Raw genomic sequence first — 6846 nt, forward strand, 5'->3', positions numbered from 1 at the left:
ATTAGCAGTCTAAAAAAATTTCTATTGGTTATGAGTAGCAAGTTAAAATCTATATGAACTAAAACCACTCATTAAAATAATGATTAAATGATATTAATAGACTTTAATGAAAATTTATATCGTCTCATTATCTTAAGTATACTTAGTCGATGAGACAATTTTAAATAAGTTAACATAATAAATATTATGTTAACTAAAAAACAAAAATTGCAGCTGCACGTCCATAAATGGCAGCTGCTATATATTGTAATTTTTTTCTTCATTCAACTATATCTTTCGGCATATCCATTTTATCGACAGCAATTTTTAGATCATCGTTTTTAATGTGCGTGTAAATCATCGTTGTTTGAATCGATGAATGGCCTAATTGCCGTCTTAACTTTGGGACATCATTGATTTCTGCATGGTATCTGGTAGCAAACGAATGTCTCAACTTATGTACGGATAAGGATGGTTTGCCAAAGGCAGTTGCATACTTTTCAATTAATTTTTCGACGGATCTGGCGGTAAGTCTACGTGATTTTCCTTTAGGACCCATTGGAGCAGAAATGAACAAAGCCTTATTATTTTTATCAACTTGGTACTTAGCAGCCCTAATAGCTAGATATTCTTGCAGGTCGGCCATGGCAACCTGGCTGAAGTAAACAAATTGTTCTTTATTTCCTTTTCTGATTACTCTTACACAATACTTGCTAAAATCGATATCATCTAATTCAATGCCAATTAACTCCGAGAGACGCAGTCCGGATCCTAAAATTAACGATACAATTGCCGTATCACGTTCTTTGTTTAACTGATAAAAATTAAATATTTTTTTGTTATCTTTATTCAATTCACCGTAATCATTGGCCACAAATAAGCGGAACTTCTCATATTCATCCCCAAGTAAAATTTTTCCTTCCATTTTATTTGCTTTCGTTTCCATGCTTTCTTTCACTTCATTGAATTCTATTTTCGCCATCACATTTCGATTGATATACGGCTTTAAATCTGGTGTTTCAGCAATATTTTGCAAATAATTAAACAGGGATTTTAATGCAGATAATTTACGATTCACAGTAAGTTCTTTATTATTTAATTGATAGTGAAGATAGTTTAAAAAGTTTTCCACCTCAAGAACTGTCATTTGTTCTAATCGCTCCAAGGGTATTTCCTTAACGGTACCGGTCCATAATTGCTCACTAATCGTCCAATTAAAAAAAATTTTATAATCGTGACAGTAATTGAACAATGATGCTGTAGAAAGTTTTCTTAGCTTATGATTAATAAATTCTTCAACATACCAGGGTAATTCATTAAGTAAGGTTTGCAATTTTTTATAATTTTGTTGTTTTGTCTGATTTACCATATAACACCTCACTTCTACATCTTACTGCATATAGATTATTACGTCAAATTTATATTTTACGTAATAATCTTTTTTAAAGGCACCCCTTTTGGTAAACAAAAGCCCCCTTTAGTTGACGAGTGACACAAAAGTACTAAATAAAATGACACAAAAGTCTTTTTAAGGTAATTTTCTTCCCTTTTAGTTTTTTCGGATTGTAAAAATGACACAAAAGTCCTTAATATTTAATACTTTTGTGTCATTTATTTTTGTCTATTTTTATTTCGCAGCATTTTTTTTGACACATGACGAGTGACTCAAAAGTCCGGACAAAAATGACACAAAAGTCCGGACGCTTCTTCCATATGTGGTTTACAACCAGTTAAACCACTTTATTCATTATTTAATATAATACTTTGGACCTTTGCGGCAATAATAATGACATAAAAGTCCGGACAAAATGAAATAGAAATCTTGAAAATGACATAAAAGTCCGGACGAAATTTTATTCCTCCCCACTTTTATTCTTAGTCAGGACCAGAATTAGGTATTTTATTTCTACTTGCAAAAGAGATTAATACTGGAATGTATTTAACATATTTTATTCATATTTCATTTCCAGAAAATTATAGATAACATTTTTCTACTTACTAGTGACACAAAAGTTCGTTAACCTTCAGTATTAATTGTTTAAAAGTTGAAATACACAATATTTCTTAGTCATAAAATTGGAAACTTCCTTGTTTTATACACTTGCTCTTTATCATATTCTGTTCTTATTGTTTTTCTATTCCTGTTAATCTTTAGGTTTGAGTTTATGCAGGTGATTTTTGTCATTTCTTTTTTTAATTCATTAAGTTCTATTTTTGCTTCTTTTATACAATAGTATTGATTTGAATCTTTGTAAATTAGAAGCTTTGGCATATATTTCAAGCTATAGATAGAATTAATAGTATAATTCTTATTATGATTATCTCTCCAATTCAAACCATATTCTAAGCAGCGGTAAAATTCAGCAATCACCAATTCTTTTATTAAATGATTTAAAACCCACATATATGTGTTTCTCGAAGAAGATATATTATCGGTAAGTACTACATTCTCTTCTTGTAGTTCTCGTAACCATTCTTTAAATTTATAAGAATAGACTGGATATCCATAATCTTGAGCACTTTCTTTAAAGAATGGAGTAGTCCCCCAATTGTCGACATACTCATATTTCTTGAAACCTTGAAGTCTTAATCTCCAATAGACATAGGCAATTGCAAAAGGACAAATTTCTTCTTCCATAAGAGTTCTTCTATATCTTGTTAGCTCTTTTATACAACAAATGTGTTCTTTTAATACTGTTTTTCGAAAGTGCCGTGCTATACTATTACATACAGATTGTGCTTGTTGATATGAATATACTATGTCCCTATCTTCGAAAAATTCTTGATAATGTTTTCTTGTTTTTAAAAAGGGCAACAACTTTTTTAGGTCCCTTTCATAATTAAATGTTTCCAGGTATAGTGTCGCCCTATGTGTCTCTCCTTTTACTGCATGAACTGTATTAATGTCAATCTTAATTTCTGGGTATTGAGAGGATATATATTGGTTACCTACTGTTGTTACTTCCTGCTCCTGACCAACTGCTTCATCAGAGCTCTCAAGAAAATGTGTAAGTCTAATGAGATTAATCTGTGGCCAAATTCTTTTCAAATCAATTGTTAAGAAATTTTTTAGAGCCTCAAGCACTTCGTTGTTATAAACGTCTACATGAGAATGGATTTTCAGCACCCATTCACTTATAAGTTTCTGCATCTGGAAATATTCATCTTTATGATTTTTCTTTAAATATTTCAATAATGAACTTCTGTGGAAATGCCTTTCTCTCCCACTTGTTGTATCTCTAACATCGGCAAGGTAAAGGAAACGAATAATTGCATTAATAATGGAGTCATAATACACTTTTGAACAATGTTGCACCTCTACATTCCTTAATGTTTTTTTAATATATGAGCAAAGATTATTATGGTAAGTAGATTCTATTTCAGAAGCCTTTTTGTTGTAAGAAGGCCAGTAGGTATTAAGACATGGCTTCTCAGTAACATTGTCGGTTCTATTACCTCGCCAGCCGATTGCCTTAAACGATCCAATCTTCCCACTCTCATCTGCCATATGAAGTCCATTTTTGTAAACTAATTCAGCAAATCGCTCTAAAACATGTGTTGAATTACTTTGGTTGAATAGTAAAATATGAGGCTTTAGGGATGGAACCGTATTACTTCCATATAATTCATGGTTTTCGTCAGCACAAATTCTCCTAAGTTTCTGAGCAATCCGAACTCCAAATCGTTGGCTATCATTAATCTTTAGACAATTACCGTCGATAGGAGTCCAACTATTTTCCTCATCAGCCCCCTTATTGCCAAAAATGGACTGATGAGTATCTCCAAATTTCTGAACTACAACTCTATCATCAAAGATACTTTCAAGAATTGCACTTTGATGAGAATACGTGTCTTGAGCCTCGTCCACAAAAACGAACTTAAAACGATGAATAAATAAGTCTTTTAATAGTTGACCATATTTCTCTAGATAACGATTTGCCAAAAAATAAGCATCATCATAGCATAAAACTCCATCTAATAAAGCCTTTTGTTTTAAACGGTCCAAAAAGTCTATAATATCTTCCTTTTCCTTCATTGAAAAATTCTTAGCAATCCCCCTTCGTGGGCGATTTACCTCAATTTTTCTACCATTTAATCCTAATGTTAACAATCTCCTTCCTTCTTCCAACTGAATCCTAACTTTTGACGGGTCTAACTTGTTGCCGAGTAGAAAATAGCGGGTATTTTTTAAGGTTTGAGCTTTGACACCTCTAATATTACTCATAACTTGCTTATTCATTTTCTCTTCGTAATATCTTTCATCCATGGTAACAGCTCTACTTTTCGTGACCATTGCGTAATATGGTATAGCTAAAAATTTATCGACAAATTGCTGAAATGTGCCAAAAAAGTTTGGATATTTAAACAAAATATCTGCTTTAGGTCCAAGTTTACTTTTAATCTCATCTATTGCCACGTTCGTGTGGGTCAATACACAGATTCCACTTTGATCTTTAAATGGCATACGATTAGCGAGAATGAAATTTTAGATAACAACGCCGTTGTTTTTCCACTTCCTGGAGCTGCTTTAATATCCTTAGTTTCCAAGCATTTGATTACCTGCTTTCGTTGCTCGTTAAAATGGACACCTTCAGGGAGAAATACTTTTTCGGCAGCAGCTATTTCATCTTCCGTAATCAGTTCAAATATCACATTTATTCACCTCCTAAGGTGCCGGTAGTATTCGTAACATAGTGAATTGCATCTACAAGGTACTTTAAGTACTCATCTCTCTCCAATATCTCACGAACCCTTTCTTTGTTTCTATACAGTAGGTTTGCCAAATACTGCGCATTAATGGCCTTTGATAGGCCTCCTTTCAACAGTGACATGTAAATCTCATAAGCAATCTCTTTTGGTGTATGTTCATTTTCCTCCCAATACTTCTTTCGCTCGTGTAGTTCGGATTCTAATTGTTCAGAGAATACTTCTTCGTTAAATTCAATCTCCCCACTATTTTTCTCTATTCGAGAAGCCCATATGGATTTAAAGATGTAATCACGTAAATCACTAAGAGCAATATCATATTCTAATGTCCATTTAGATGAAATAAAAGCTTCTACTTTGTCCTGTACAAAACGTCGCTGTTTAGCTTCACGATTTTTTAGTCGAATACTTTCAATAAACTCCATGTTAATCTCACATTGGCTTTTCTCAACACAGTAATTCTTAAACCCTATTGGGGCTCTTTTAGTTAATTTAATTGTTTGAAGTGCCTCTTCAAAAGAGGATTTACTTTTAAAAACCTCATCTTTAATCGCATCAAAGGAAATATCCGGAAATTGATTCTGTAATTCCTCGATATTACTATCGTTTATACAATATACTTTAGTAGTTACTTCATTCGCCTGATCATTGTAGTACTCAATAGGTCGAACGTCTAGGTCTGTAATTACCGCAACAGGAATATTCATTGAAGAACCATTTTGACGTGTAAATATTCGAGAGTATCTAAGGAACGCAGTACTACCAACATTTACAATCGAAACACCAAATTTATGTAATGGCTTGCCTATGATATCCGCAATGATACTAAACTTAGTTTCCTCAGAATATCAGATAATTCAACAGATGAAATGTTAAAAGTAGCAGTATTGTTGCTGCCTTGCGGAAAGATTTCAGTAAGGTATCTGTTTAGATCATCACTAAGTTGCTTTCCAGTAACATTTATTGTTTGTCCATCAGTTCCATCTTGTTGCTTTATTGTTATGCTATCATCTGAGAAATACAGATCCACTTGCTTATTCGCTTCTTTAATAAAGTGTACTAACGGATGATCTTCTTCTTTATCTAACTTGAATAATTGATGATTTTTCAAGATCTGAGCAAGGCGAGACCGGTAACCTGGAGTCAATTCATTTTCCGCATCTCTTAACGGCTTTAAGTAAGTCGTTCTTAGTAGTTCCCTTGCATCTCCATCAAGCTGAAGATCTGCACCATTTATTCCAGCTCTTATGTCGGTAACTATTCGGTTCTCAGTATACTTAGAGTCAAGTCGTACTCGCAATTCATATTTATTATCTTCATCAAACGTAAGCCACTCTAGAAAGTGAGCACCTTCAGCGGGAGAAATTCCTTTAAAGATACATTCAATCTTAAGGTTTCGCTCTCTTATTCCATCTGCCCGTTTAAAAAAATCTTTCTCTGAAACCCTATTAATATCGTTACTTTGTGTTCCTAAAATATATTTGATAGCATCGATTATGGCTGTCTTCCCTGAATCGTTTTCACCAACTAGCAGGTTTAAGCCGTTATTGAACATGACGTTTAGACCAGGGTCACCATTATCACTACCATATTTTCTAAAATTCCAAAGCTTCATTTCAGCTAAATACATATAACTTGCCCCCTAAAAAACTATGCTTAAGGACAATATTAGACATTTCTAGCTAAAATCCTCCAATAAAAGATGTAACATTTGGTAAATATATCATGACACCTAAGTTGTTAATATTATTTTGACACCGGATTAAACCTTTTCTGTCCTAGAAATCAAACAATATTGTACTCATTTTTGTTTATCTAACGTATACGTTTGTTTAATAAAAAATGTTAATGTAGCCTTGGAATAAAGTTTGATTAAATTACCTTAATAAACCTTGATAAAAGAACAAATAAAAAAAAGCGTGTTTTGAAAATAGATTGATCAAAACACGCTTTTTCTAAATTAAATTGAATCATCCTTTTATAAAAAAGTTTGATAACTTTGTGATCCTTGCTCAATTAAAGCGCCCTTTAATGGAAAAACTAAAATATGATCTCAATCTTAAAGTCAATTAATTCTTCTTTCACTAAAGCACCCGTTAGCCATCCATGAAGCGCAAAAACCGGCGCTTCACCACAGAGAATGAAAATGGTTACAAACCG

At 32.8% G+C, this 6846-nt stretch carries 5 protein-coding genes and 1 pseudogene; all 6 read right to left on the reverse strand.

Annotated features, from left to right (window positions below; genetic code table 11):
* Window positions 1-259: 259 nt before the first annotated feature.
* The 6 genes and pseudogenes from xerS to RTR43_RS22775 all read right to left on the reverse strand — a co-directional run bounded on the left by xerS (window position 260) and on the right by RTR43_RS22775 (window position 6316).
* On the reverse strand, window positions 260-1348 hold the full coding sequence (gene xerS, locus RTR43_RS22755) for a tyrosine recombinase XerS (RefSeq protein WP_312475614.1): 1089 nt from the start codon (window positions 1346-1348) through the stop codon (window positions 260-262).
* 699 nt (window positions 1349-2047) lie between these two features.
* Entirely contained in the window at window positions 2048-4411 is a 2364-nt protein-coding gene (locus RTR43_RS22760; protein WP_312475616.1) for a UvrD-helicase domain-containing protein, read from the reverse strand.
* Window positions 4408-4632, reverse strand: coding sequence for a hypothetical protein (locus RTR43_RS22765; RefSeq protein ID WP_312475619.1), 225 nt, complete (start codon window positions 4630-4632; stop codon window positions 4408-4410). Before RTR43_RS22765 ends, RTR43_RS22760 begins: the two co-directional genes overlap by 4 nt.
* A gap of 2 nt (window positions 4633-4634) precedes the next feature.
* Window positions 4635-5393, reverse strand: coding sequence for a hypothetical protein (locus tag RTR43_RS22770; RefSeq protein ID WP_312475621.1), 759 nt, complete (start codon window positions 5391-5393; stop codon window positions 4635-4637).
* 24 nt (window positions 5394-5417) lie between these two features.
* Window positions 5418-5510: pseudogene (locus RTR43_RS25710) on the reverse strand (hypothetical protein); the annotation flags it as partial.
* Window positions 5492-6316 carry an AAA family ATPase gene (locus tag RTR43_RS22775; RefSeq protein ID WP_312475623.1) on the reverse strand — a complete coding sequence of 275 codons (825 nt, stop codon included), beginning with the start codon at window positions 6314-6316 and terminating at the stop codon, window positions 5492-5494. The gene RTR43_RS22775 and the pseudogene RTR43_RS25710, both read right to left, overlap by 19 nt.
* Window positions 6317-6846 lie beyond the last annotated feature (530 nt).

It is taken from the genome of Neobacillus sp. (assembly GCF_031988165.1).
GTDB classification, from domain to species: domain Bacteria; phylum Bacillota; class Bacilli; order Bacillales; family Cytobacillaceae; genus Neobacillus; species Neobacillus rhizosphaerae.